A 24,682-nucleotide genomic window follows, 5' to 3' on the forward strand; every position below is an offset into this window, starting at 1 on the left:
AATCACTTTATAAGGTGGTTTTTATTGTGTATCCAATTGGATAAAATATTATAGATTATTTTCTACAAATTCTGTCATTTGTGTATACAAGTGCAATCTAGTGTTACCTCCATAGATACCGTGGTTTCTATTTGGGTAGTAGAATTCTCTAAATTGCTTGTTTGCATTGATTAATGCTGATGATAAATCAAATGAATTTTGAACATGAACATTATCATCACCAGTACCATGAACTAAGAAGAATTTACCTTTCAATTTATCTACATGATGTATCGGTGAATTATCATCATATCCAGATGCATTATCTTGAGGTAACGCTTGGAAACGCTCCGTGTAAATAGTATCATAATATCTCCAATTTGTTACAGGAGCAACAGCAATAGCCATTTTAAAGTAATCAGCACCTGTAAATAAACAAAGAGATGACATGTAGCCACCAAAACTCCATCCCCAAATACCAATTCTTCCTGCATCAACATAATTTTGCTCTCCTAACCATTTTGCTGTTGCAATTTGATCGATCGCTTCATATTTACCCAATTGTTTGTAAGTAACATGTTTAAAGTCTCTACCTCTAGAACCTGTACCTCTAGGATCTACCACACAAACAATATATCCTTTCTGAGTCAACATTTGATGCCATGCATAATTGCTTCCTCCCCATGAATTAGCGACTTGATTAGAGCCAGGTCCTGAATATTGGAACATGAGTACAGGGTATTTTTTAGAAGCATCAAAATTGGCTGGCTTTAGCATATAGCCATATAATTCAATATCATCTTCCGTTTTGAACGTGAATAATTCTTTGTTGACAAAACCATACTCTTCAATAGTTTTTGAGAAGTTAGCGTTATCAACCAATACTTTTACCAATTGATTTTTCTTTGTCTTGAATAAAGAAGTGGTAGAAACTTCATTGGCATTAGAGTGAACAGCAATATAATAGCTGAAATCATGACTCATATTTACCAAGGTTTGTCCAGCCTTCGTACTTAAACGCACTTTTTTCTTTCCATACAAATCGATAGCATAGAAATCGCGGTCTAAATCATTCTCCTCGTTCGAGATATAATAAATAACAGGCTTTTTGATGTTTTCATTGATACCAACAATAGAAGTCACTTCCCAATCACCATTTGTAATCTGACGAACTAATTTGCCATTGATATCATAAAGGTAGATATGCTTGAACCCATCTTGTTCAGAAGTATAAATAAAATGTTTACCATCTTTTAAGTACGTTAAATCATCATTATAATCAAGGTCAACATAAGTTTTTGCTTCCTCAGAAAGAATTACTTCACTACTTCCAGTTAATGCACTAGCATGAAGTACTTCTAATTTATTTTGAAGACGATTCATTCTAATCATGGATAAGATACTAGCATCTTGTGTCCATTGAATCCTAGGAATATAGATATCAGTTTCTTTTCCGATATCCATTTTTTGATGCTTACCTGATGTTAAATTCACTACAGATACAGAAACGATAGAGTTTTTCTCGCCTGCTTTAGGGTATTTAAATCTGTAATCTACAGGGTAAAGCTGACCCCAATATTGCATATTGTATTCAGGTACTTCAGTTTCATCAAAAGTTTGATATGCAATTTTTTCGCTATCCGGAGACCATGCAAATGCTTTTGCCATAGAAAATTCTTCTTCATAAACCCAATCAGCAGAACCGTTGATAATATGGTTAAACTTACCATCTTTCGTTAACTGAGTTTCTTTCATAGAAGCTAAGTCCACAACGAAAAGGTTATTCTCTCTAACAAAAGCAACTTTTTTACCATCAGGTGATAAAGTAGCATACGATTGTTTTCCGTTATCAGAAAGTTTGGTTAGTTTTTTAGAGCCAAAATTATAAATAAAATATTCAGCTTTGAAAGACCTTCTATAAATGGCTTCTCTTTCTGTCATTAATAAAACTTGAGATTCATCTGCAGAGAAAGAGTATCCAGCAATTTTAATATCTAAATCATTTCCATCAATAATTGTTGCTACAGCTTCGCCTGTGGCTACATTATTTTTAATGATTTGATTTTTTTTCAGGCTTGAATAAAATCCTCCATCATTCATCCATCGAACAGAATTGACAGAATTAGGATAGAATTTATATTCTGACCAAATGTTTTCTAGAGTAATATTTTTTGTTTGAGCAAATGAACTGATGCACAATAACGTCATCAGTAAACTCATTAGCATTGTAGTTTTCTTCATTCCAGTGTTAATTGAATTCTTATGAAAGTTTAAATTTTTCACAATTAAGTAAAAATCATTGATCCATGAAATAGAATCTAACTCTTGAGTCAATATATATATGATTTCTTCTAATTACATAACATCTATTTTTATACAAAGTATCATTTTTTTAATGAAAAAAAACTTACTCTTGATATGTCAAAAGTAAGTTTTTCAATGATTACAGAAGAATGATATTTCTATAAATTGGTGTTATAAATATTGAATTGGAAATTTAATTCTTTTGGTAGCCAACACATCAAATTATTATATTAATAAGCTAAATCTCTATTGTCATTTTGAGAATTATCATTAGGTATCATTTCTACTTTATCATTCGTATATTCCTCATTTTTATGCATTTCAAACATAGAATTTTGTTCCACTTCATTATTGAAATTTTCATGAGGTTGTTGTAAATGATATAGTTCATCTTCTAAGAAATAGATGTGATTTTGCATATCATCCATTTTCTTATTTTTATCATAAACGGTTTTGTGCAATTTGTCAATGTAACGCTGACTGTCTTCTAACATCTTTTTTAGTCTCTCGATGTAAAGGTCTGGAGATTCATTCCAACCTTGTTCGAATAAAGTTTGTTTCTTTCGGTTAAGTTCAGCTTGACGTGAATTCTTCGGATATAGATTGCCAGAATTTTTCATATTTAAATTTAAAAAAATGATAAGTAGTGAATACTATTGAATTTCAATTGTGTTATCAGAATAAACCAGTTTGTTATTAGATTTATAGATGAATAGGTATTAGGTAATTATGTAACACGTTTGCTAGGTATGTATGCAAAATTAGCAGTTGTGTAAACATTTGCAAATAAATCGTAATGTTTTATTAAATAACAATCCTTAAAATAATTAAAAGATAAGGTTGAAGGATAGATTAGGTAAAATTCCAAGCTGAGATACATCAGTGAGTATAAATTCCAAACTATTAGTACCTAAATTAGTAATTTGTCTTTCTTCTGTATTTTTTTGATTGTACACATCATATACTGTAAGTACAATTTCTCCTTTCGAACGTCTGCCAATTTTGAAATTATATTGTGATGTAAAATCCAATCTATGATACAATGGTACTATATAAGGAGAATAGTTAGAAGGGTTTTCAGTGTTAGGAGAAGAACTGTTAGTCAAATTTGATAGATCATAATTCACATCTTTAAGAATCCACGTCAACCCTACTTTCCACCTTTTTTTTGAATAGACAGAAGCTAGTTGTACAAGTTGTGTTTTCTTCTTTTCGTTCTTTTCGGCTGTAAATGTTTTGATGTTCTGATTAAAGCCATAGCTTATATAATTGTACCAATTTTGATGATTGAATTCATAGATAAAGTCAATCCCATAACTTTTACCAGTTCCTACATAATCTTTGAAAAACACGGGGTTTCTAAAAGCTAAATCAGACATTTCTCCATCGCTAGTTTTTAAATAGGTTTCTACATTTAAAGAATGTTGATTATGGTTTGCTTTAAAACCACCAATATAATGATTGGCACTAATAACAGGGATTTTATCACCATCAGAAATGATCCAATAGCTGTCATAGGTTAATTCATCAGATAATTCTCTTATGAATTGGTAATATCTACCCATTGAGAAAGTAAACGCATATTTATATTCAGAATCTAAGGCAAGTTCTCCTAATATTCTAGGGGCTACATACGGTTTTGAAGTAGGGTGATAATACCACAACCGACCTCCTGCAGTTAATGAAAATCGATTTTTTTGAAAGGTATATTGAGAATATAATGCTACCTGATGAGATTGAGTAATACTATCAATATTATTAGAAAAATAAGATTGAGGTTTTATACTTTTTGTTACGTTATATGATGAATAAATTGCACCAAAGTCTAGAACACCTTTATCAAAAATTAAAGTTTGATCTGAATGTACACTAAAGTCTTGCAAGGTCTGCTTAGTTTCCCATGTTTTCTTTTGTGGACGTACCTTAGTACTATCTCTTACATGAAAAATTTTGTTTCTATACCTTTTGTTTTCGGAGTAGGAGGTATATACTCTAGATTTTAAATTTCCTTTTTCTTTCAACCACTCAAAAGTAAAAGCATTATTTTCCCAAGAACGCTCATCAGAATTGGTAAATTTAAGACGCTGAAAACGCTTAGGAACGAGATCGTAAGATGTATAATAATTATCTCTAGAATTGAGAAAACTAAACGATAATTGGTCATACTCACTCATTTTATATATCATTTTAGCATTTGCGTCATGATAATCAATCTCAGGAGAAATCTGTTGTTGATACAGTGCTAATTGATTTGGATTGTAATCTGCACTTTCAATATCGGTTGATTTTGCTCTATCATAAAGATATTTTTCTATTGCCCCATGATATTTTCGGTAGGACCCTAGTACAGCCAATTTTCCTTTTATTAAAGGAACAGATAAATATCCTTTATACCCGAGTAAGCTGATACCAACATTCCCTTCAGCATAATTTAATGGAGGATCTTTTAATTTTACATCTAAAATACTAGAAATTCTAGCACCATATTGACTATCAAATCCTCCAGCATAAAAGGTGGCAGATTGGGTGATATCTGGGTTGATTACATTTTCTAAACCAAAATAATGGTCTAATTGATACATTGGGAATTTATCGACCAAAGTGAGGTTTTGGTCTGCTTCTCCACCACGAACTTCTAGAGCCGATGAAAAGCCTGTGTTGCTCACACTAGGTAATAGCTTAACAGCGTAATATAAATTTTCTTGATCTGCATTAGATAAGTTACCAATACCTGAATTCTTCACTTCTTTGCCCATACCAGACGCTTGGTTTAGTTGGGCTACTTCAGTCAGTTGTTTTTTATACACCAATTCTGGTAATTCTTGCGTATTCCTTTGCAGTTTTATTTTCCCATTTTTATCAATGACTTGTTGTATACTTAAGGTCTGTGTGTCGTAACCTAGATAAGAAAATGATAAACTATCATTTTCAAAAAAAGCTAATTTGAATTGTCCATTTTGGTCTGTTGCTAACCCATTATTTTTGACTTTAATAAAAGCGTAGGGCATAGGAGTATCCGTTTCGTCTAAGACAAGACCTTCTAAATTGATTGTAGCATATACTTTAACTTTAATTACAATAAATTGATCTTCAACCTCTTCAAAAGTAAAAGGTGAACCTGCAAGTATTTGAGTAAGTGAAGTATATAAATCTGCATTTTCTATTGTTGCAGTAACTGTTTGATTATTTAAGGTCTTTTCATGATATGAAATATAGACTTTAAATGTATTTTCTATTTCTTTAAAAACATGTTCTACCGCCTCCTCATTATATTGAGCAGAAAAAGTGACTTCTTGTGCGGTTAGATTTAAATTGAAAAGCAGAGAAGTGATAAATAAAAAGTAACTACATAGATACTTCAACCTCTTGATTCTTTTTAATTTCGAAGTTTATACCCATTGTTTTGGAAATAACTTTCATAGTAGTCGATAAAGATTTATTTGTAATGGTACCGGTAAATCTCAAATGTTGTATTTCTTTATTTTGATAAATAATACGAACATTAAATTGTCTTTGTACCTCCTGAAAAACTTGTTCCAAAGATTCATTTTTATAAGTAAAAATACCTTCTTGCCAAGAAGGAGTGTCTCCAAAAGTATCTAAAATAATAAATTCTCCTTTGGCATATTTTACACCTTCGCCTTTAGTTAAAGTCACAGTTTTTCCTTTTCGGTCTTCCACAAGAACTTTTCCAGAGAAGCATTCTATCACCCAAGAATCTTTGCGAGCAAAAATATTAAAGCTAGTACCTAAAACAGTAACGTTACCTTTTGCAGATTGAACCTGAAATAAAGACCCTTTTTTTACATCAAAAAATGCTTCTCCATTTAATTCAATACGTCTTTCATCCGTAAACTCATCTTTATTATACGAAATGGAAGTCCCTGCATTTAAAGCTACTTTTGATCCATCAGGCAGTTGTACATCCTTTGTAAAACCTTGATGTGCCATTTCTACATGGTTTGATGGAACAAAGTTGTAGTAATAGAATCCAATCATTAATCCCAAAGCAATCATAGCCGCAGCATATTTTACCCAAGGCAATTTTACTTCCTTTACTGTTTTTGACGGAACTATATTAGATGAGATTTGATCCCAAATTTCCTTTTCTCTTTGAACTGAAAAATAAGGTTCTTTAATTTGAGTTTTTTGAATAAAAGCTTTCGCCTCTTCTACATCATCTTTTTCTTCTGGATGCTGTACAAGATATTGCTGCCATTGTTCATCATAGGAACTATCACCTAACGCCCAATTAACAAAATCTTTATTTTCTATGTATTTATCTATTGACGACATCTTTATTTCTTCTAGGTATATTCAGTAAAGTGAACAGAATGAGGTTTGTACTGTATTTTTATTGAAAATTTTCAATGAGGAATCCGATAAGTAATAAATTAAGTCCATCACCCATATTATTTCTCATTTTTTTTAAGGCAGAAGCTTGTAAATTCCTTACAGACTGATTGCTAATATTCATAACTTCACTCACTTCTTCAGGAGTGAAACCATTATAAAATCTTAGATAGATCACCTCTTTTTGCCTTCCTGAAAGGGATGCTAATGTTTTTAATAGTTTGTCTTTATTTATTTTATCTGTTTCAGAATGGATGATGGATTCTTCCATTGTAAAAGAAACATCGAAAGTATCTTCAATTTGATCATCTGAAGTGACTTTATTATTTTTTTTGAGTTTTTCGAAAATACTTCTTTTAAGAGAAACCATTAGATAAAGTTTTACATTATCGGTCTCGCCTAAACTTCGTCTTTTTTCCCAAAGTCTTAGATATAAATCCTGGACACAATCTTCTACAAGAGCAGCATCTTGACAAAAATGGTAACCATATTTATAAAGAAGTTTAATGTATTGATCGTAGAAATATTTCAATGCATTTGCATCGTCATTTTCTTTTAAAGCTTTCCAGTGTTTTTGCTCCATTAAAAAATTATGATCTGTTTATTGTAGATGTCTTTCAACCTACTAAAATCAATATTTGAATCCAAAACTAATAAATATTTTTTTTATCAAATTTTAAACAAGATGCTGAAAACAGCATTAGTAAATAGATGAATTAAAGAAAACTTCAATGTGTTTTTTAGGTGAGGGTAATTTTGATTTAGTTTATGAATAAAATGAGGAGTAAAATTGCATTTTTAATGGATAATATTGGTGATTAACTATTAATCATGCGACATGATTTGATTTTTTAAGCTTTTACAAACAATGAAATGAAACCATTATTCCCATTTATTTGCCTATTTATTCTCACTAGATGTTTATTAGCTCAAGATATTATTTATGAAAATAATTTTGAGGAGTACAAACAAGGAGACGATTTATTGAGAATGGAAAAAATTAAAATAAAGTCTTTTAAAAATGAAGAGGCTTTAAGAACAGTAACCATCAATAAAGAGTATGGTACTAATTATTTGACATTTGATATTCCTAATGCTGATACAAGCAAACCTTATAACACCTTAATTACATGTGCCAATGAAATAAGCTTTGCTAGAGGTAAAGTTTACACAATTACTTTAAGAACAAGAGGCACTTTTGAAAGAGGTATAAGAATAATTAATAAGTCCTCCAATAGAGCAATTGCTAAAGGAGGAAACTACAATGTTTCAAATAGTAAAGTTCTTGCAGAGAAATGGCATGAACATACATTAGAATACACTCCTTTTGAAGATTTTATTGGTTTTGTAGGTGTTTTAAGAAGTTGGAATGGGGCATTAGATATCGATGATATTAAAGTCACTTCTACAGAAAATAGAAGAAGAGCAACAGGACAAGATTTACCTTATGTGATTTATCAAACTGATTTTAATAATATAAATCAAGATAAGGTCAATACATTATTTAAAGTAGTGCCTTTTCAACAAAATCAATTGAAAAGAGAATTACTTTTGAATGAACAATACGGAAATAATTATTTGACCTTAGAAATGGAGGATACAAAGGAATCGGCAAATACTATGGTTTTTCTGAATACGATTTTTTCATTTAAAGAAGGAGAGAGTTATACTGTTACCGTTAAAACAAGAGGTAAATTTAAAAGGTTGATAAAACTTATTGATATAGAAGATAAAAATGCTGTCATCGCTTCAAAAGATAGTGATGCTTCAAAATTAAATAGTAAAGAGTGGTTTAATCATTACTTGTTTTTTACAGCTAAAAAAGACTTTGAAGGACAAATTGGTGTTATAAGATTATGGAATAATAATCTGGATATTGATGATATCGTGATTAAAGGTACGGTAGTACCTCAATAAATAGTAATCATTTTTTATTATGAAAACAGCTTTCTTGATATCAAGAAAGCTGTTTTTTTATTTTTATTAAAAAAAGTGATTTTTTTTTGAGTACAAAAGTAGAGCAATACCCTTTATTGAATTGAAACCGGGATTCGATAATAGAATTATAATCATTATTCAAAAAACTAAAGTTATGAAATTTAAAAAAATTGCTCTTATCACTTCAGTCTTAGCTATATCTGCAATGTCTTGTGATTCTTTAAATAACGATGCAGACTCTTTAAGTTCAACTCTTGATGCTGAAAGTACGGACTTAATTCAATCTGCTTTGGAGGCTCAAGATTACACCAACAATATATCTGAAGATATGATGGAATCTAGTACTGCTTCATCGTCTTCATCATTTAGAACAACAGAAAGCGATGATGATGAAAGAAGAAGACCGTTTAGACCTGGTACTAGACGCTTCTTTGCTCGTCATCATGCTGACTGTGCTGATATCACAGTAACAGACGAGAATGGAACTAAAACAGTAGTAATGGACTTTTCTAATGGTTTGTGTGAAAACCGTGAAGGAGAAACTATTAGCGGGATAGTAACAGGAGTACATACTTTTGGAGAGTCAAGTATGTCTCATAATACAACTTTTGAAAATTTTACTAGAAATAGTAATACAGTAAATGGTACTTCTTCTACGGTAGGTACTGATATTGTTTTTGAAGAAGCGGTTGAAGAAGGTAAGAAACCAAAAGTTAGTTCAGGAACAATCACTAAGTCAACTAATCTTACAATTGATCATCCTGCAGATGAAGAAACAGCTGCTTATACAGAAACCATTACAAGAGCATTACAAGAAGAAATTGCTGGAGGATCTAGAACAATAACCGGAACACTAACAGTGTCTACAACAGGTGTTCGTCAAGGGTTTTCATCAGAAATTACATCACCTTTGATTTTTACACCTAAATGTTCAGACGATCGTCCTGTTTTTGTAGCATTGCAAGGAGTTGAAGTAATAACAAGAGGGGAGAATACAATCACAGTAGACTATGGTAATGGAGAGTGTGATTATTTAATTACTATCACTTCAGAAGATGGAGAGGTTCAAGAAGTGGATTTATCTGAAGCATATGACTATTATGGTTTTATCGGAGTAAAAGGTGGTTTTAAAGCACGTAGAAAGAATTAATTATTGATATAATCACTAGATGAGTTTTTTCTTCATCTCATCCAAACAAAAAGAGGTGGTCTCATTTAACGATGAGACCACCTCTTTTTGTTAATAGCATTTTTGGTGATTTTATTCTTCCTTTTTAATCCCAAATTCCGGATCAATATTTAATTTGAATGCCCAAATTAATCCAGGAACTCCAGATAGAACAACAATAAAAAAGAAATTAGAGTAACCTATTAATTCTTGAATAAATCCACTTACCATACCAGGAATCATCATTCCTAAAGCCATAAACCCAGTGCAAATTGCGTAATGAGCAGTTTTATATTCTCCTTGAGAAATATAGAGCATGTACATCATTAATGCAGTGAAACCAAAGCCATAAAAGAATTGTTCGATGGCAATAACAGTACCTACAGCAAAGGTATTTTCAGGTTGGAAACTTGCCAAAAGCCAATAACCTAGATTAGGAAGGTTAATAGATAAAAGCATAGGAATAAGCCAAAATTTTAATCCTTTTTTATATATCGCTATACCACCTAAAACTCCTCCAATCACTAAACATCCTAAACCAATACTACCATATAAAAAACCGAGCATTTCGTTGTCTAACCCAATTCCTCCATTATTTCTTTCTTCTAAGAGAAAAGGATAGGCAATTTTTACTAATTGAGCCTCTCCAAGTCGATAAAGCAAAATGAAACCGACCATACTTGCTAAGCCTTTCTTATTAAAAAAGGTTTGAAGTGGTGATTGTTTAGTTTGTTGGTGATCAATAGTTGACTTTTTGAATTTAACGACTAAAAAAACAATAGCTATCAAACCAAGAAGTAGAAATGTTACGGTAGGGTAAGCGATCTCAAAATAATAATTGATACTTATCCCTAATAAGGCGATGAAAGCTAAAATGAGCATCATTAAGCTGCCTTCTTTTATTCCTTTTTTTATTTCTTCTGGTGATCGGGATACTTCAACATTAGGTAAGATCCATTTATGATATATAGAAAAAAGAACCATACCAATACCTAAACCTAAAAAGATATTACCCCATGCCATTTTATAATCACCGTAATACTCGAAGAGCCATCCACTTAATACAACAATAGCACCTTGTCCAGTCCACATGGCAATACGATAAAAAATACTTCTAATTCCTACAAAAAGAGATTGTTCATCCTCTTTTAGAGCAATCATATAAAACCCGTCTGTGGCTATATCATTGGTAGCAGAAGTAAAGGCAACTAACCAAAGTGCGGCTAAAGAATATTGAAAAAATTCACTCATTGGTAAAGTGAGTGATACAGCTGCAAAACCACCACCTATTATTAATTGCATGGTAAATATCCACCACTTTTTAGTTTTCAAAGCATCAATAACAGGACTCCAGAATGGCTTAATCACCCATGGTAAATACAACCAAGAAGTATATAAGGCAATTTCTGAGTTGGGAACGTTTAAGTTTTTATACATGATCACAGATACTATCATCACGATAGTATAAGGTAATCCTTCAATAAAATAGAGAGAAGGAAGCCAGGTCCATGGGGTTTTATTTTTATTCATGTGATGTGCAACGAAAAGTGAAATAAGAGATTAATGAACGACTTTAACTTTATTACTGAAAAATCCTCCTACTTTAACTGTAATGGCATTACTTCTATTACTTTCGATCTTATTACTACTTAATGCAGTAACGAGGTAAGTATATTTTTTTCCTTTTTCAATGTTTTGATCAATAAATTCTTGTGAAGCATAAGGCGATTTATCGACGATTTTATAGATAAACTGACCATCTAATACTCCATAACCAAAATCTTCGTAGCGATAAATAATGTATTTTTTAGCGTTACTGTTAGAGGTGTTGTCTTCCCAATTTATTTTGACTCCTTTGTGAAAATCTCCTTCGGTTTGACTAATGCGTACTTTCGAAGGAGGAGTTTGATCCATTTTTAAACTAGAAGGAGGGAGGGCATAAAAAGGATAATTTCTTTGTAGCGTTTGAACAATATTTTTAGGGTTCTCAAAAAGATATTTTGCACTAAAAAAGGCACTTCCAGAAACATTGGAGTATTTCTTATTAATATCTAATTGTGCTGCAATCTCATCAGAGGCTTCCCATTTATTGATTTTATAAAGAGCATGTCCAATATATAAAGTAGTGCCATAAGAATTGTTATTCCACCATTTAACCACTTCTTCATAAGGGGCAGCACCTAATTTCCTGTGCCAATAGACTTGAGGGATTACATAATCAAGCCATCCTCGTTTCATCCACTTTACCACATCAGCATAGAGGTCGTCATAATTTGTAATTCCAGCTTTAGTTTTGGAGCCAGTAGGGTCAACATCTGAATTTCTCCAAACTCCAAATGGACTAATCCCGAATTGAACATCAGGTCTTTCTTCTTTAATTCTCTTGGATAATGTTTCTACAAAATAATCTACATTTTCTCTTCTCCAATCTTCAATAGTCTCTATTTTATTGGGGTTATGCTCTTGGTAAGTAATTGAATCAGGAAAAACTTCTCCTTGTACTTTATAAGGATAAAAATAATCATCGAAATGAACAGCATCTAAATCATAATGTCTGACCACCTCCATAATAGCATCTAATACATACTCTCTAGCTTCTGGCTCACCAGGGTTGTACATATATTTGTTACCATATTTAACAAACCATTCTCTGTGTTCATAGAAGGGGTGTTTTTCAGATAATAGAGTAGTATCAGCATTCATTGTTGCTCTGTATGGATTAAACCAAGCATGAAAATCTAAGTCTCTTTCATGAGCAGCATCAATCATAAATTGTAATGGATTGAAGTATGGTTGAGGGCTTTTTCCTTGTTCACCTGTTAAATATCTACTCCAAGGTTCATATCCTGAAGGATAGAATGTGTCGGCAACAGGTCTTACTTGTACGATAACGGTATTGAGTCCTGAAGTTCTGATTTTGTCTAAATATCTGATATAATCTGCCTTCATATCGTTTACGTTCATAGAACTGTTGGCAGGGAAATCAATATTATTTACAGTGGCAATCCAAACGGCTCTTAATTCTCTTTTTTGAGCATTAATGGAAGTATCAAAAATTAGGGATAGGAATAGTATTAATATACAATAACCACGCATGGGGAATGCTATTTTAGTTTAAAAAGTAATTCATGTCAATTTACATGATATGGTAAAGTTAGTGGAATGAGGTTATAAATCAGTTGTTTTTTTCCATGTGATAATCAATTAATCCTTGTGAAGGAGATTTTACTATTGTAGGTGCCTGTAATTCAAACTTTTTGAATGCCTCTTCAATAAAATCATTAAAATGATGGGCAATGCTACCTGTAATACAGATTAATTCTTTTTTCGATCTAACAAATGGAAGTACATAATAATCTACAAACAAACTCATCTGTTCTTCTAACATCTGTTTTATTGCATCATCTAAAGAGAAACTTTTGATAATGAAAGGAGCAAATGAAGCACAAAAAGCATTAGGACGTTCTTCTTTGTATAATCTTTTTAATATATACTCTGTACTGTAATCAAATTCTTCGATAAAAGAATCTACAGTAGTAATATTTAACTTATTGGTAAGGAGTAATTTCAGAAAAGCTAAGCCAATGGTTGCCCCACTGCCAAAATCGCTTAATAGATAACCTAAAGAAACAGGTCTATTCGCTAACTTTTTACCTGTATAGTAACCCGAATTTGCTCCAGTGCCTAAAATACAAGCAATACCTCTGTGTGATTGTAGTAAACCACGAGCAGCACCAAACAAATCATCCTCTACAAAGATACTTTTAGCATAGAAAACCTTTTTTAGAGCAGATAAAATAATTTCTTTGTTTTCTTCGCTTCCTAAACCTGCACCATAAAAAAATAGTTGTAGGTCAGAGTTTTTAATAAATGGAGCAATTTGTTCTTCATCTTGTATGAATGAAGTTAAAAGGTCTTGTTCCGACCAAAAGAACGGATTATATCCCGAAGAGGTAAGAGTGAAGATCACTTTCTTATCAGTTGGAGAAATTAATGTCCAATCTGTTTTAGTAGATCCGCTATCTGCAATTAAATGTAAAATATCTTTTAAAAATTAGTTTAGATCTTTTTCCACTGGTTATACTTATTATCTAATAGATAATATCTATCAAGATAGGAAATATCTGTTTAAGTTACCTCATCTTTTCTTTGAGATCGATTAAATAGGAGGAAATCATTATCTGATTTTTGTAATGCAAATACAACAAAAATTATTAAGGCGATAACTAAGACAATACTAGTAACAGATATCAATTTATATAAATCTGTATTGGCTTGCGTCTGTAGTTCTTTTTCTTTGTATTGTAATTGTTGTTTTTGAAGTTCTTTTTGTTGAGCTAATTGTAATTGTAAATCTTTATCATTGGCTTGTAAAGTTGCTATATTCAAATTAGCTCTAGTGGTGGCTAATTCCTGCATAAGATTAGAATACAATGTTTTTTGATTACGGAGGGCCTCTTGTGTAGATTGTTCTGACTGTTCAGCCATTTTCTGTTCTTTTAATGCCTGAAGGTGTTTGCCTTGTATACTTTGTAATTGCTCCTGCACGTCTTTTAATTGCTCTTGTGTTTGCTTTAAGAGTTCGTTTTGTTCTTTAGATCGCTGACTCATATCTTGAATGACACGATTATTTTCATCAATATTCCTTTGCATCCTGTACTTGTCGTCTTTCAATTCAGAAATGCGTGATTCAAGAGATCTTATTGAACCTTGTTTCATGTCTAAAGTTTGGTCGTGTGTGGTAAGTTCAGCTTCTTTTACATTCAATTTTTTCTCAAGTCTCAGGATATCATCTTTTAAATCTAAAATTCTATCGTTTTGATGTTTGATTTTGGATAGATATGCATTTCCTTCTGCTTCTACTTGCGCATTTCTTTTTTCAAGTTCATTGATACGCATTCTTTGTTGCTTACTACCGTCGGTTCCGCTAAAAACAGCATAAGTAACCATTGCACCACAAAGTACAATGCCTGCGATACCCATTCTGATCCAGCTTTTTTGTTGCAATAGTTCTTTTTTGAAATCGGTAGTATTGTTTCTCATTTATTTATAAAAGTATATGAATAGTAAAAGAGCATTAAAATCTGAGTAAGGACTGTGGGTTTACTACTTACAAATTATTGAATTTCTTCCCATTTCAAAAGGAATTGAACTGAAAAACAATACAGTAAATGAATTATTTTGGGAAGCCATCCATGTGATGGTTTTTTACTAGTTGAATTATTTCACATTTTTTAGCTGAAAATGGAAAATAACTTACGTTATATATTAAATAAAAGTTAATGAAATTAAATGAGGGATAAAAATATCATCATCATAAAATGATATGAATTCTGTTATTTATTAAAAAAACGATGGTCGTTTACGGTGTTATCTATGAATAGTTATATTTTTTGTTAGTATATTCACAAATGGCGGTTGTTGAAAAAATAGAGTAAAAATTTTTTTATTACAGATGTCTATTTTATATTTGCAATCGGCATTTTGAAAAACAAAAATTCAATCTGTAAATCGCTGATAATCAGCACAAGCGTCAGACGGACACTTGATGTTTTCACGAAATAAACTTTTAATGAGAAAGTTTTTAATTATTATTTCCATACTAGCATTACCCTTTGGAAACCTTGAATTAGCTTTTGCTTCTTCTAATAATTCAATTGTAAGTGTAAAAGATACGGATCAAATTAAAAGAGAGAATTACATACGTTTATTGTATAAGTCTTTCGATCCAATCTGTAGAAAATATGGAATTAATACCAAAGTAGCCATCTCTCAAGCAATTGCTGAACAAGGTTGGAACCTGAGAAAAGATTTCAGAATATTCAACATTGCTTCATCAAATCCATCTAGAAGTAAATTAGTTTATGATAATGGAGAACAAAGATTCCGTAGATATAGAATATATTCATCTTTGGAACAAGCTGTAGAGGACTACTGTAAAGTGCTAACTAGTTACCATACTTATAGAAACAATGGTTTATTCGACACATTCGATGCAAATGAGCAAATACAAGCTATATCGAATGGAGGTTACGCAACCAATCCTAAGTATTTACAATTAGTGTCATCAGTTATGGATCGCTTTGTTGCTCCAGTGGTTGATGAATTACGCGAAGAAGAGGCAATTGCTAGAAGATCTGAGGAACTTCAACAAGTAGCTTCGGTTAGTAGTGTAGAAGCACAACATATTAGATTCTGTATGCCATCAGGTTACTAGAATCTAACTTATTTCTTGGCATTTAAAGGCAAAGCCTTTTACATAGGAAGACCCCGTTCTTGAACGGGGTCTTTTTCATTATAAAGGTTTCTAAATTAATTCAATTGAATGATATCCTAAAATTGGATATTAAAAAAGGGGTGCATCATTTTATCATCTGACGTATTTCCCCATCCATAGCTCTAAGGCCACTTCGGCCTAAATCTCTCACTACATCTCCTTGTGCTAAAAGTTCTTCCCAAATACTTTGGCGGAGAATTTCGTAAAACTGCTCCTCGTCTTCTTTGTCAGCAAACTTATACAACTCCTTTAATCCCCTTCTTTGGATTTCGTTGTCGATCAGAATGTCTTTCATTCTTTCAATCAGCTGAGCACAGACGCCTAATTCAAATTCTGAGTTCGCTCTAATGTTAACATTGAACTCATAATCATTTCCTAGGGCAGATGCAGTCACTTTTGGTTTTACAAAATGCTTCATGAGGCTCTGTTTATGTAGTTTTTAGATTTTTTTCGAGAACGATACACTGTTATAAGACGGGTATCCTCGAAGATAAAGATAAAGGACTTATACTTTCGTTTGTCCCTTTTGCAATGACTACCATAGCATTCTGATTTATATGCTTGGTAAACGATGTTTAGATAATCTTTCTTTCTCCAATGACGACATCTCTTGGACATCGCACTAAAAGCGTGGTCTGTGATTTCAATAAACATATAGAAGGATGTAAAAAACGTACAATCTCCCGTCTAGAGTATGCACGTATAACCAAATAAAAAATTATACTTGATGTGCGGTGCACGGTAGCAATTGACCAAAATTATGCTTAAAAGTAAATGATATTTCGATCATCTGCTTAACATTAATTTACGATTTATATCTTATTAATCAAAATATAATTCCGTTTTAATTAATAATGGTAAAATATAAAGTAGATTAACTTGATTAAATCAGAATTATATTAACAAAAAGTTAATTAGTGATTTATGGTATTTCAAATTCTTTCTAGTATATTGAAAGTCCGTGCCTATCAAATCTCTTTTTTTGAAGAGGTAAATATTTTTTAAAATAATGAGTGATCAGAAGCTGAAAGAAGGAGAAGACTACTACATAGAAAATGGTCTCTATGTTTTTACAAAAGCCTATCATCTAAAAAGAGGACATTGTTGTAAAAATCAATGTAAACACTGCCCATGGGGATTTAAAAAAAATAAAAAGCGTATTTCCATTATTTAATAAATATGAATAGAGTAATCTTTTCATAATGAGAAAGTTGTAATCAAAATTAAATCATTCCATATTTGCAACTTATGACACATACATTACCTATAGTGCACCCTATCTCGGCATAGACCGACAGGTGCGATTTCCATTTTAATACACCTTTGTTAAGGTACTAAAGAAGTACCTGTCGGTTTATTGTATCCTAACTTTCCATTTCGACTTTTTAAAAGCTGATGTGTTGAGAGTTTTCAAAAAATCATACATTTAAACAAAGACAAAATTGGAAAATAAAATTTCTAACGCCGCTTTAGGCTTTCCAAAAAGTATATTAAATAATTATCAAGAATTTAATGAAAATGACTTTGGTAGAGTTATCGAAGAGCATAAAGAACGTTATGTTGTTCAAAATGAACTAGGGTCTTTTTCAGCAGAAATTACTGGTCAGTTAAGATTTACAGCTACAGATAGAAGTAGTTTTCCCGTAGTTGGAGACTGGGTAAGAATGCAAATTTTTGATGAAGATAAAGCATTAGTTCACGAAGTAGTGCATAGAGAACGTGCACTTACACGCCAAGCAGTAGGTAGAGATGCTGAAGTACAATACATTGCTTCAAATATTGATACCGCATTTATTGTGGAAGCTGTAAACCGTGACTTTAATTTGAATCGTATGGAGCGTTATATGACGCTTTGCTATGATGCAGGTATTCATCCCGTATTTATATTGAATAAAGTAGACTTGATTTCTGAAGATCGCTTGGAAGAAATGAAGTTTGAAATAGAAAACAGATTATTCGGGATGGATCTGATTTGTACATCGGCCACCTCAACCGAAGGGATGTCTAAATTGAAAGATACAATTGAGGAAGCCAAAACCTATTGTTTCTTAGGCTCGTCAGGTGTAGGTAAATCTAGTCTCATTAATGTTCTTTTTGATGATCAATTACTAGCTACAGGAGCTATTGGTGATGGGAACGATAGAGGGAAGCATACAACCACCTCACGTTCACTTCATGTCTTGCCTTCTGGTGGTATTCTGATAGATAACCCAGGAACAAGAGAAGTAGGAATGGTGTCTGATAACGATGGGTTAAGTACAACTTATGCATATATCGAAGATATAGCAGAAGATTGTCGTTTTTCAAATTGTACTCACGTGCATGAAAAAGGTTGTGCAGTAATTGAGGCAGTAAATAATGAGGAGATCTCAGAAGAGGCTTATCAAAATTATTTGAGGTTAGGAAGAGAACAAGCTCATTTCGAATCAACAGTTGCAGAACGTCGAAAGAAAGGGAAAGACTTGGCTCGAGTGATCAAAGATGTCAAACGACTAAAAAATAGATAAAAAAAGAGGCAGTCATCGTAAAATGACTGCCTCTCTGTTTTTATCAGATAATTTGATTAGTAAGAGAACTTACCAAACTCTGAATGTATGTCTAAAGATTTTCCTTCTTCTTTCGCTTCAACACGACCAATGATCTGTGCATCTACATTGAAAGATTTAGAAATATCAATAATGGTCTGAGCATGTTTAGGATCAACATAGATTTCCATACGATGGCCCATGTTAAATACTTTATACATTTCTTTCCAATCTGTTCCACTATTCTTGTGGATCATTTCGAACAATGGAGGAACAGCAAATAAATTGTCTTTAACTACATGAACATTATCCACGAAGTGTAAAACTTTAGTTTGTGCACCACCAGAACAGTGAACCATACCGTGAATTTCAGGGCGAAGCTCATCCAATACTTTTTTAATGATTGGAGCATATGTTCTTGTTGGAGATAGAACCAACTTACCAGCATCAAGAGTTAAGTCAGCAATTGCGTCAGTTAACTTTTGTGTACCAGAATAAATTAAGTCATTCGGAACTTGTGGGTCGAAGCTTTCAGGGTATTTTTCAGCTAAATACTTAGCAAAAACATCATGACGAGCAGAAGTAAGTCCGTTAGAACCCATACCACCATTGTACTCTGTTTCGTAAGTAGCCTGACCGTAAGAAGCTAAACCAACAATTACATCGCCAGCTTGAATGTTACTGTTGTCAATTACTTCGTCTCTTCTCATACGAGTAGTTACAGTAGAGTCAACAATTACAGTTCTTACTAAATCTCCTACATCAGCAGTTTCTCCACCAGTAGAGTGAATTTCAAATCCGTTGTCTCTTAACATCTGAAGAACTTCTTCAGTACCGTTAATCAATTCAGAAATAACTTCACCTGGAATAAGGTTTTTGTTTCTACCAATAGTAGAGGATAACAATGTGTTACCTGTTGCACCAACACAAAGAAGGTCATCTGTGTTCATTATGATGGCATCTTGAGCAATACCTCTCCAAACAGACATGTCGCCTGTTTCTTTCCAGTATAAATATGCTAAAGATGATTTGGTACCAGCGCCGTCGGCATGCATAATTGCACAGTACTCGTCGTCACCTGTAAGAATATCCGGAACAATTTTACAAAATGCTTTTGGAAATAATCCTTTGTCCAAACGCTTAATGGCGTTATGGATATCTTCTTTTGAGGCAGAAACTCCTCGTTGTGCGTATCGCTCTTGCATGAGATTCGATATGGTTGGAATGAAAATGAAAAGTCCATAGTGATATCATTCGCTATGAACTGATGCTGCAAAAATAATTGATTTAGGTTATTATTAAATATTTATGCTGTAAAATTCTATTAAACTATTAATTATCTTTCCATAGCTACCTCATGAGCACCAATCATAGGGGCTTTATTTCCCCAAGAATTTCTAATGTAATTCAAAACATCTGCGGCTTCCTGATCTGTTAAAGCAGCTTGTTCAGGCATATTTCCTTCATAAGTGACTCCATTTATGGTAATAGGTTTTTCTAACCCATGCAACACTTGTCGTATTGCTTGATGTTTATTTTCTACTAAATATTTTACACCTGCTAAAGGAGGTACTGTTGGTTCTACACCTTGTCCATCTTGTAAATGACAATGCATACAATTGACCATGTAGATTCCTTGACCGCGGCTAATGCTTTCTTTAAATGGATCATTTTCATTGATAGTAAAAGAAAGTAGTGCGATAATCGGAAAGCTGAGAAGTAAATATTTTAGTTTCATATTTGATGCTTAAGTGTGTTTTCTACGTTTGTTTAACAAAGGTAATCCTTTCTAATATTCAATTTGGTGATTTATCTCAATAGAATGACTATGTGAGCGTGATTTTTTTTGACTTGAACATCTTGAATTTCTCAGTCACTTGAAACAGTAAAGATTAAAATTTTTCTAAGCCAAGTCCAAACAATGCAAAATCAAATCGAACAGGGTCTTTTGGATCTATTACCTTAAGTTGAGAGGTTAATTCTACTGCTGCTTTCCAATCCGATTGTTTTCTCTCTAATAATTTTAATTTTCTACTTACTCTTTCTACATGAACATCTAATGGACAAATCAATTGATCTGCACGAAGCCGATTCCAAATTCCAAAATCTACACCTGCATTATCTTTCCTAACCATCCACCTCAAAAACATATTCAAACGCTTACAAGCGGATTTTCTAGCAGGAGTTGCAATATGTTTTTTTGTTCGATGGGGAGCATCTTCCTGATCGAAGAAATAATCATGAAAAGCGATCAAAGAATTTTCTACATTTTCATCATTTTGTGAATAACCTAGTAAGAAAGCATCTTCCAACGAGTCATATTGTTGATAATGTTTCTTAAAAAATGAAATAAAAAATAATGTATCCACATCGTTAAAAGTTCGATGTTTAAATGTGAGTAACTTTTCTAAATCTTGCTCTTGATGGTTGATGATAAAATCATGAGGTGCACCATCCATTAGCATCACCAATTCATTGCATTTATTGATGATTGTTTTACGTTGTCCCCAAGCTAACATGCTGGCCCAGAATCCCATAATCTCAATATCTTCTTTTTTTGAAAAGGAATGAGGAATGCTAATTGGATCGTCTTTGATGAAATTAGGTTGATTGTATTTTTGATAACTTGCCTCTAATAATTCGATCATATTTGATTTTTTTTTAAAGAACTGAAAAATACAATACTACGGTCTATTTTTCTTAATGATTGTAATATTTCATCTTTTTTTTGAAAATCGTTTGGACAGATGACACTACTCTATTACCTTTGCACTCGCAAAAAACACTTGCTCCGTTCGTCTAGGGGTTAGGACGCCAGGTTTTCATCCTGGTAGCACGGGTTCGAATCCCGTACGGAGTACACAGTCTAATTGAGACGCAAAATCAATGCCCCGCTCCGTTCGTCGAGGGGTTAGGACGCCAGGCTTTCATCCTGGTAGCACGGGATCGAATCCCGTACGGAGTACGTAGTCTAATTGAGACTCAGAATCAATGCCCCGCTCCGTTCGTCGAGGGGTTAGGACGCCAGGCTTTCATCCTGGTAGCACGGGATCGAATCCCGTACGGAGTACGTAGTCTAATTGAGACTCAGAATCAATGCCCCGCTCCGTTCGTCGAGGGGTTAGGACGCCAGGCTTTCATCCTGGTAGCACGGGATCGAATCCCGTACGGAGTACGTAGTCTAATTGAGACTCAGAATCAATGCCCCGCTCCGTTCGTCGAGGGGTTAGGACGCCAGGCTTTCATCCTGGTAGCACGGGATCGAATCCCGTACGGAGTACGTAGTCTAATTGAGACTCAGAATCAATGCCCCGCTCCGTTCGTCTAGGGGTTAGGACGCCAGGTTTTCATCCTGGTAGCACGGGTTCGAATCCCGTACGGAGTACAAATCCTGTTTCAGTAATGAGACAGGATTTTTTTTGTCCAATGTTTTTTTGTAGTTGTCTTCAATTAGAAGTAATCTTTCAATTTATTAGTCCTTTACCCATAGGCTAAATCAACATCATTTTTTACTATTCAATCTAAAAACAATGGCACAAAAACTAAATCTATTCATCGGTCTTTTACTATGTATTTGTAGTTTATCATTTGCACAAGACCTACAGAAAAACACTTTGATTTTGACTTATTCAGGATTAGGAAGTAGTGATAAAACCAACTTTCAGAGTCTGGATGGCGGAGCGTCTTACAATGGACAAGATTTTTTTAATGTAGGAATTCAATATCAAAGAAAACTAGGGAAAGTAATTGATGTGGAAGCAGGAATAGAATATTCCGAACATACACTAGTAACATCTGTAATTAATGAGAATGGTAATCCTGTAAATAGCCTATCAAAAGAAAATATAATTGATATTCCTGTAGGAGTGAGGCTGAAGCTTCTTAAATACTTTTTCTTTAATGCAGGTACAGTTATCTCTTACGATTTAAACACAAGCGATTACAGGGAGAATCAGAATGGTTTTGGAGCATATATTGGCATTGGTGCTCAATATCAGTTTAACAATGGTATTACAGTCTTTGCTAATCCATATTATAAAGTAAGAGCATTGTTAGAAATTCCATCTGAAAAATATCATTATAAATTAGCAGAGAGAGGTGTGAAGTTTGGATTAGGATATTCTTTTTAATAGGAAATCACAACTCATTTTCATTTAATTTCGTTAACTTATACAATGAAGAATATATGGCACTAAAAGCTATTCTTCTTCTGTAATTTTTAAATGTCAAATTAATTGAACCATGAGCAAAAAAGACCCACACAATCCATTGGAGGATATCTTAAACGATTTTGTCTTTCCTAGGATGAACAACGATGGACAAAAGGAAAAAGTAAAGAGTACCATCAAAAATGTATTTGATGCAGTACAAAGCGCAATGGATGAGGTAAAAACACAAGCTGAAACAGTTGATGTAGATATCAATGAAGAAAAACACAAAGATGGTACAGAGAACATCCATGTAGAAATCAAAAAGAAGAAAAAAAAGAAAGAAGAAACCTCTTCAGATACAGATCTTCTCAAAGCGGAAATCAAATCACTTCAAAATCAATTGAAAGACAAAGAAGAGATTATTGCTTTACTGAAAGAACAAGTAAAAATGCTGAAAGGAAAATAAAAAATAATAATTTCGTAGCACACTCATCAAGGGTGTGCTTTTTTTGTATTGAATAAATTTAAAAATGCTGAATTTAAGAAGACTCCATCATATTGCTATTATTTGTAATGATTATCAACGGTCTAAGAAGTTTTATACTGAAGTGATGGGGTTTGAAGTACTTCAAGAAGTTTATCGAGAAGAAAGAGACTCTTATAAGTTAGATTTATCATTCCATGGGGAGTACCTGATAGAACTTTTCAGCTTCCCCAATACACCTGAACGTCCTTCTTATCCAGAAGCAAGAGGTTTAAGACATCTATGTTTTGCCGTAGATAACATTGAAGAAGCCAAGCAACAGTTGAATGATGAAGGAGTAGAAACGGGAGAAATTATGATTGACCCTCACACTAATAAACGTTTTGTATTCTTTGAAGACCCTGATCAATTACCATTAGAACTGTATGAGTTGTAATTTTTTATAAAGAAAAATAATAAAATAACAGCCTTTATATACCCATAAATCCACTTTTTGAATAAAAATTGAAAAAATATCACTTTTCTTAAAATATAATTCTCCCTTATTCGACTTAATAAGTAGATACAATAATTATGGCAGGGAAAAAACAAAATATAGAAAATACATACCAAGAAGAGCAAGGTCGATTAACCAATTATATAAAAGGAAAAATTGGCTCTTTGGAAGATGCAGAAGACATTGCACAGGATGTGTTTTTGAGTTTTGTTGGAGGATTCGATGAGATCTCAGATTTGCGCAAATCAATCTCTTGGCTCTACACTGTTGCAAAGAATAAGATTGTTGATTACCGTAGAAAAAAGAAACCACTTTCTATTGAAGATCAAAATATCAATGAAGAAGAAGACGGTTTGAATCTTATGGATTTACTTCCCTCATTGGAAACTATGCCCGATGAGCAAATCATGAAAGATATGATTTGGGAAGAGATTCAATTAAGATTACAAGAATTACCCAAAGAACAAAGAGAAGTCTTTGAGTGGCACGAATTGGAAGGCTACAGCTTTAAACAAATCTCTGGTTTTACGGGACTTACTGTCAATACTCTTATTAGTAGAAAACGATATGCCGTATTGTATCTAAGAGAACAATTGGAAAGCATCTTTAAATTGATGAAGGACTAATTGTTATGAAATTATGGTATAACAAGGTTGTTGATTGAATGACCTAAAATAATAAGTAATCATGGAAAAGTTTTCAAAGAAAAAATTTATAGCGAAGAAAATAGTTTTTGGTATTGTTGCTATCACTGCAATCACCTTTATATTTATGCATTTATGGAACTGGTTAATGCCCGTAATTTTCGGATTAACAACCATCTCATTTTTACAATCCTTGGGTTTATTGGCTATGTCAAAAATAGTGTTTGGCGGAGGCGGTAGGCGTTCATTTAAAAATAAAGGGAGATCAATGATGCATAGAGAAAAGTTTATGCAAGATTTTAAAAGGAGAGCATCAGAAGTAAAGGACCAAGACGAGGAGATTCAAGACAAATAAATATTTAG

The 24,682-nt window shown here is 32.8% G+C and carries 23 protein-coding genes and 6 tRNA genes; 16 read left to right on the forward strand and 13 right to left on the reverse strand.

All coding sequences use genetic code 11. The features are described from left to right. Positions 1–48: 48 nt before the first annotated feature. From NH26_RS15640 to NH26_RS15660, 5 genes are all read right to left on the reverse strand, one after another. Positions 49–2,220 (reverse strand): S9 family peptidase, encoded by a 2,172-nt coding sequence (locus tag NH26_RS15640; protein ID WP_044228322.1) that lies wholly within the window; start codon positions 2,218–2,220, stop codon positions 49–51. A 293-nt stretch (positions 2,221–2,513) separates the two neighbouring features. Beyond that, the gene (locus NH26_RS15645) at positions 2,514–2,903 is read right to left on the reverse strand and encodes a hypothetical protein (protein WP_044228265.1); all 390 of its coding nucleotides are present in this window, start codon (positions 2,901–2,903) and stop codon (positions 2,514–2,516) included. A gap of 207 nt (positions 2,904–3,110) precedes the next feature. Further along, the gene (locus NH26_RS15650) at positions 3,111–5,645 is read right to left on the reverse strand and encodes a TonB-dependent receptor (protein ID WP_044228267.1); all 2,535 of its coding nucleotides are present in this window, start codon (positions 5,643–5,645) and stop codon (positions 3,111–3,113) included. Continuing rightward, positions 5,629–6,579 (reverse strand): FecR family protein, encoded by a 951-nt coding sequence (locus tag NH26_RS15655; protein ID WP_044228270.1) that lies wholly within the window; start codon positions 6,577–6,579, stop codon positions 5,629–5,631. The genes NH26_RS15650 and NH26_RS15655 overlap by 17 nt, the downstream gene beginning before the upstream one ends. 58 nt (positions 6,580–6,637) lie before the next feature. Next, positions 6,638–7,219 carry an RNA polymerase sigma factor gene (locus NH26_RS15660; RefSeq protein ID WP_044228273.1) on the reverse strand — a complete coding sequence of 194 codons (582 nt, stop codon included), beginning with the start codon at positions 7,217–7,219 and terminating at the stop codon, positions 6,638–6,640. Between the two features lie 290 nt (positions 7,220–7,509). On the opposite strand from NH26_RS15660, the gene NH26_RS15665 reads away from it, so the two are divergent. Both NH26_RS15665 and NH26_RS15670 read left to right on the forward strand, forming a co-directional pair. After that, positions 7,510–8,553 carry a hypothetical protein gene (locus tag NH26_RS15665; protein WP_044228276.1) on the forward strand — a complete coding sequence of 348 codons (1,044 nt, stop codon included), beginning with the start codon at positions 7,510–7,512 and terminating at the stop codon, positions 8,551–8,553. Positions 8,554–8,728: 175 nt separating this feature from the next. Beyond that, positions 8,729–9,724, forward strand: coding sequence for a hypothetical protein (locus NH26_RS15670; RefSeq protein ID WP_139263117.1), 996 nt, complete (start codon positions 8,729–8,731; stop codon positions 9,722–9,724). Positions 9,725–9,835: 111 nt separating this feature from the next. On the opposite strand, the gene NH26_RS15675 is transcribed toward NH26_RS15670, so the two are convergent. The 4 genes from NH26_RS15675 to NH26_RS15690 form a co-directional block, all read right to left on the reverse strand. Further along, on the reverse strand, positions 9,836–11,272 hold the full coding sequence (locus NH26_RS15675) for an MFS transporter (RefSeq protein WP_044228282.1): 1,437 nt from the start codon (positions 11,270–11,272) through the stop codon (positions 9,836–9,838). Between the two features lie 30 nt (positions 11,273–11,302). Then, a complete protein-coding gene (locus tag NH26_RS15680; protein WP_044228285.1) occupies positions 11,303–12,838 on the reverse strand; it encodes a glycoside hydrolase family 10 protein in 1,536 nt (511 codons plus the stop codon). Positions 12,839–12,917: 79 nt separating this feature from the next. Then, the gene (locus NH26_RS15685; RefSeq protein ID WP_044228287.1) at positions 12,918–13,712 is read right to left on the reverse strand and encodes a hypothetical protein; all 795 of its coding nucleotides are present in this window, start codon (positions 13,710–13,712) and stop codon (positions 12,918–12,920) included. Positions 13,713–13,870: 158 nt separating this feature from the next. Beyond that, positions 13,871–14,785: a coiled-coil domain-containing protein gene (locus tag NH26_RS15690; RefSeq protein ID WP_044228290.1), complete on the reverse strand. Its 915-nt coding sequence runs from the start codon at positions 14,783–14,785 to the stop codon at positions 13,871–13,873. A 529-nt stretch (positions 14,786–15,314) separates the two neighbouring features. Between NH26_RS15690 and NH26_RS15695 the strand changes: the two genes are divergently transcribed. Then, the gene (locus tag NH26_RS15695; RefSeq protein ID WP_044228293.1) at positions 15,315–15,959 is read left to right on the forward strand and encodes a glucosaminidase domain-containing protein; all 645 of its coding nucleotides are present in this window, start codon (positions 15,315–15,317) and stop codon (positions 15,957–15,959) included. A 145-nt stretch (positions 15,960–16,104) separates the two neighbouring features. On the opposite strand, the gene NH26_RS15700 is transcribed toward NH26_RS15695, so the two are convergent. Further along, positions 16,105–16,437 (reverse strand): hypothetical protein, encoded by a 333-nt coding sequence (locus tag NH26_RS15700; protein WP_044228296.1) that lies wholly within the window; start codon positions 16,435–16,437, stop codon positions 16,105–16,107. A gap of 591 nt (positions 16,438–17,028) precedes the next feature. Between NH26_RS15700 and NH26_RS25475 the strand changes: the two genes are divergently transcribed. Together NH26_RS25475 and rsgA are read left to right on the forward strand one after the other, a co-directional pair. Continuing rightward, a complete protein-coding gene (locus NH26_RS25475; protein ID WP_158021950.1) occupies positions 17,029–17,193 on the forward strand; it encodes a DUF5522 domain-containing protein in 165 nt (54 codons plus the stop codon). Between the two features lie 268 nt (positions 17,194–17,461). After that, complete coding sequence (rsgA, locus tag NH26_RS15705) at positions 17,462–18,526, forward strand: ribosome small subunit-dependent GTPase A (RefSeq protein ID WP_084812204.1); 1,065 nt, start codon at positions 17,462–17,464, stop codon at positions 18,524–18,526. Between the two features lie 56 nt (positions 18,527–18,582). On the opposite strand, the gene NH26_RS15710 is transcribed toward rsgA, so the two are convergent. From NH26_RS15710 to NH26_RS15720, 3 genes are all read right to left on the reverse strand, one after another. Next, positions 18,583–19,749, reverse strand: coding sequence for an AIR synthase related protein (locus tag NH26_RS15710; RefSeq protein ID WP_044228299.1), 1,167 nt, complete (start codon positions 19,747–19,749; stop codon positions 18,583–18,585). A gap of 131 nt (positions 19,750–19,880) precedes the next feature. Continuing rightward, positions 19,881–20,282 carry a c-type cytochrome gene (locus NH26_RS15715; RefSeq protein ID WP_044228302.1) on the reverse strand — a complete coding sequence of 134 codons (402 nt, stop codon included), beginning with the start codon at positions 20,280–20,282 and terminating at the stop codon, positions 19,881–19,883. A gap of 154 nt (positions 20,283–20,436) precedes the next feature. Further along, entirely contained in the window at positions 20,437–21,192 is a 756-nt protein-coding gene (locus tag NH26_RS15720) for a TIGR02757 family protein (RefSeq protein WP_044228306.1), read from the reverse strand. Positions 21,193–21,332: 140 nt separating this feature from the next. On the opposite strand from NH26_RS15720, the gene NH26_RS15725 reads away from it, so the two are divergent. The 11 genes from NH26_RS15725 to NH26_RS15775 all read left to right on the forward strand — a co-directional run bounded on the left by NH26_RS15725 (position 21,333) and on the right by NH26_RS15775 (position 24,674). After that, positions 21,333–21,404, forward strand: a tRNA-Glu gene (locus NH26_RS15725). A 33-nt stretch (positions 21,405–21,437) separates the two neighbouring features. After that, positions 21,438–21,509, forward strand: a tRNA-Glu gene (locus tag NH26_RS15730). Positions 21,510–21,542: 33 nt separating this feature from the next. Beyond that, a tRNA-Glu gene (locus NH26_RS15735) sits at positions 21,543–21,614 on the forward strand. Between the two features lie 33 nt (positions 21,615–21,647). Then, positions 21,648–21,719, forward strand: a tRNA-Glu gene (locus NH26_RS15740). 33 nt (positions 21,720–21,752) lie between these two features. Then, a tRNA-Glu gene (locus NH26_RS15745) sits at positions 21,753–21,824 on the forward strand. Positions 21,825–21,857: 33 nt separating this feature from the next. Continuing rightward, positions 21,858–21,929, forward strand: a tRNA-Glu gene (locus NH26_RS15750). A 145-nt stretch (positions 21,930–22,074) separates the two neighbouring features. Beyond that, complete coding sequence (locus NH26_RS15755) at positions 22,075–22,674, forward strand: outer membrane beta-barrel protein (RefSeq protein ID WP_044229392.1); 600 nt, start codon at positions 22,075–22,077, stop codon at positions 22,672–22,674. Positions 22,675–22,786: 112 nt separating this feature from the next. After that, positions 22,787–23,161 carry a hypothetical protein gene (locus NH26_RS15760; protein ID WP_044229395.1) on the forward strand — a complete coding sequence of 125 codons (375 nt, stop codon included), beginning with the start codon at positions 22,787–22,789 and terminating at the stop codon, positions 23,159–23,161. 64 nt (positions 23,162–23,225) lie between these two features. Then, positions 23,226–23,615: an SMU1112c/YaeR family gloxylase I-like metalloprotein gene (gene gloA2 / locus NH26_RS15765; protein WP_199880245.1), complete on the forward strand. Its 390-nt coding sequence runs from the start codon at positions 23,226–23,228 to the stop codon at positions 23,613–23,615. Positions 23,616–23,752: 137 nt separating this feature from the next. Next, the gene (locus tag NH26_RS15770; protein WP_044229398.1) at positions 23,753–24,301 is read left to right on the forward strand and encodes an RNA polymerase sigma factor; all 549 of its coding nucleotides are present in this window, start codon (positions 23,753–23,755) and stop codon (positions 24,299–24,301) included. 61 nt (positions 24,302–24,362) lie between these two features. Further along, complete coding sequence (locus NH26_RS15775; protein WP_052432310.1) at positions 24,363–24,674, forward strand: hypothetical protein; 312 nt, start codon at positions 24,363–24,365, stop codon at positions 24,672–24,674. The last annotated feature ends 8 nt before the right edge of the window (positions 24,675–24,682 follow it).

The organism is Flammeovirga pacifica (assembly GCF_000807855.2).
Lineage (GTDB): Bacteria > Bacteroidota > Bacteroidia > Cytophagales > Flammeovirgaceae > Flammeovirga > Flammeovirga pacifica.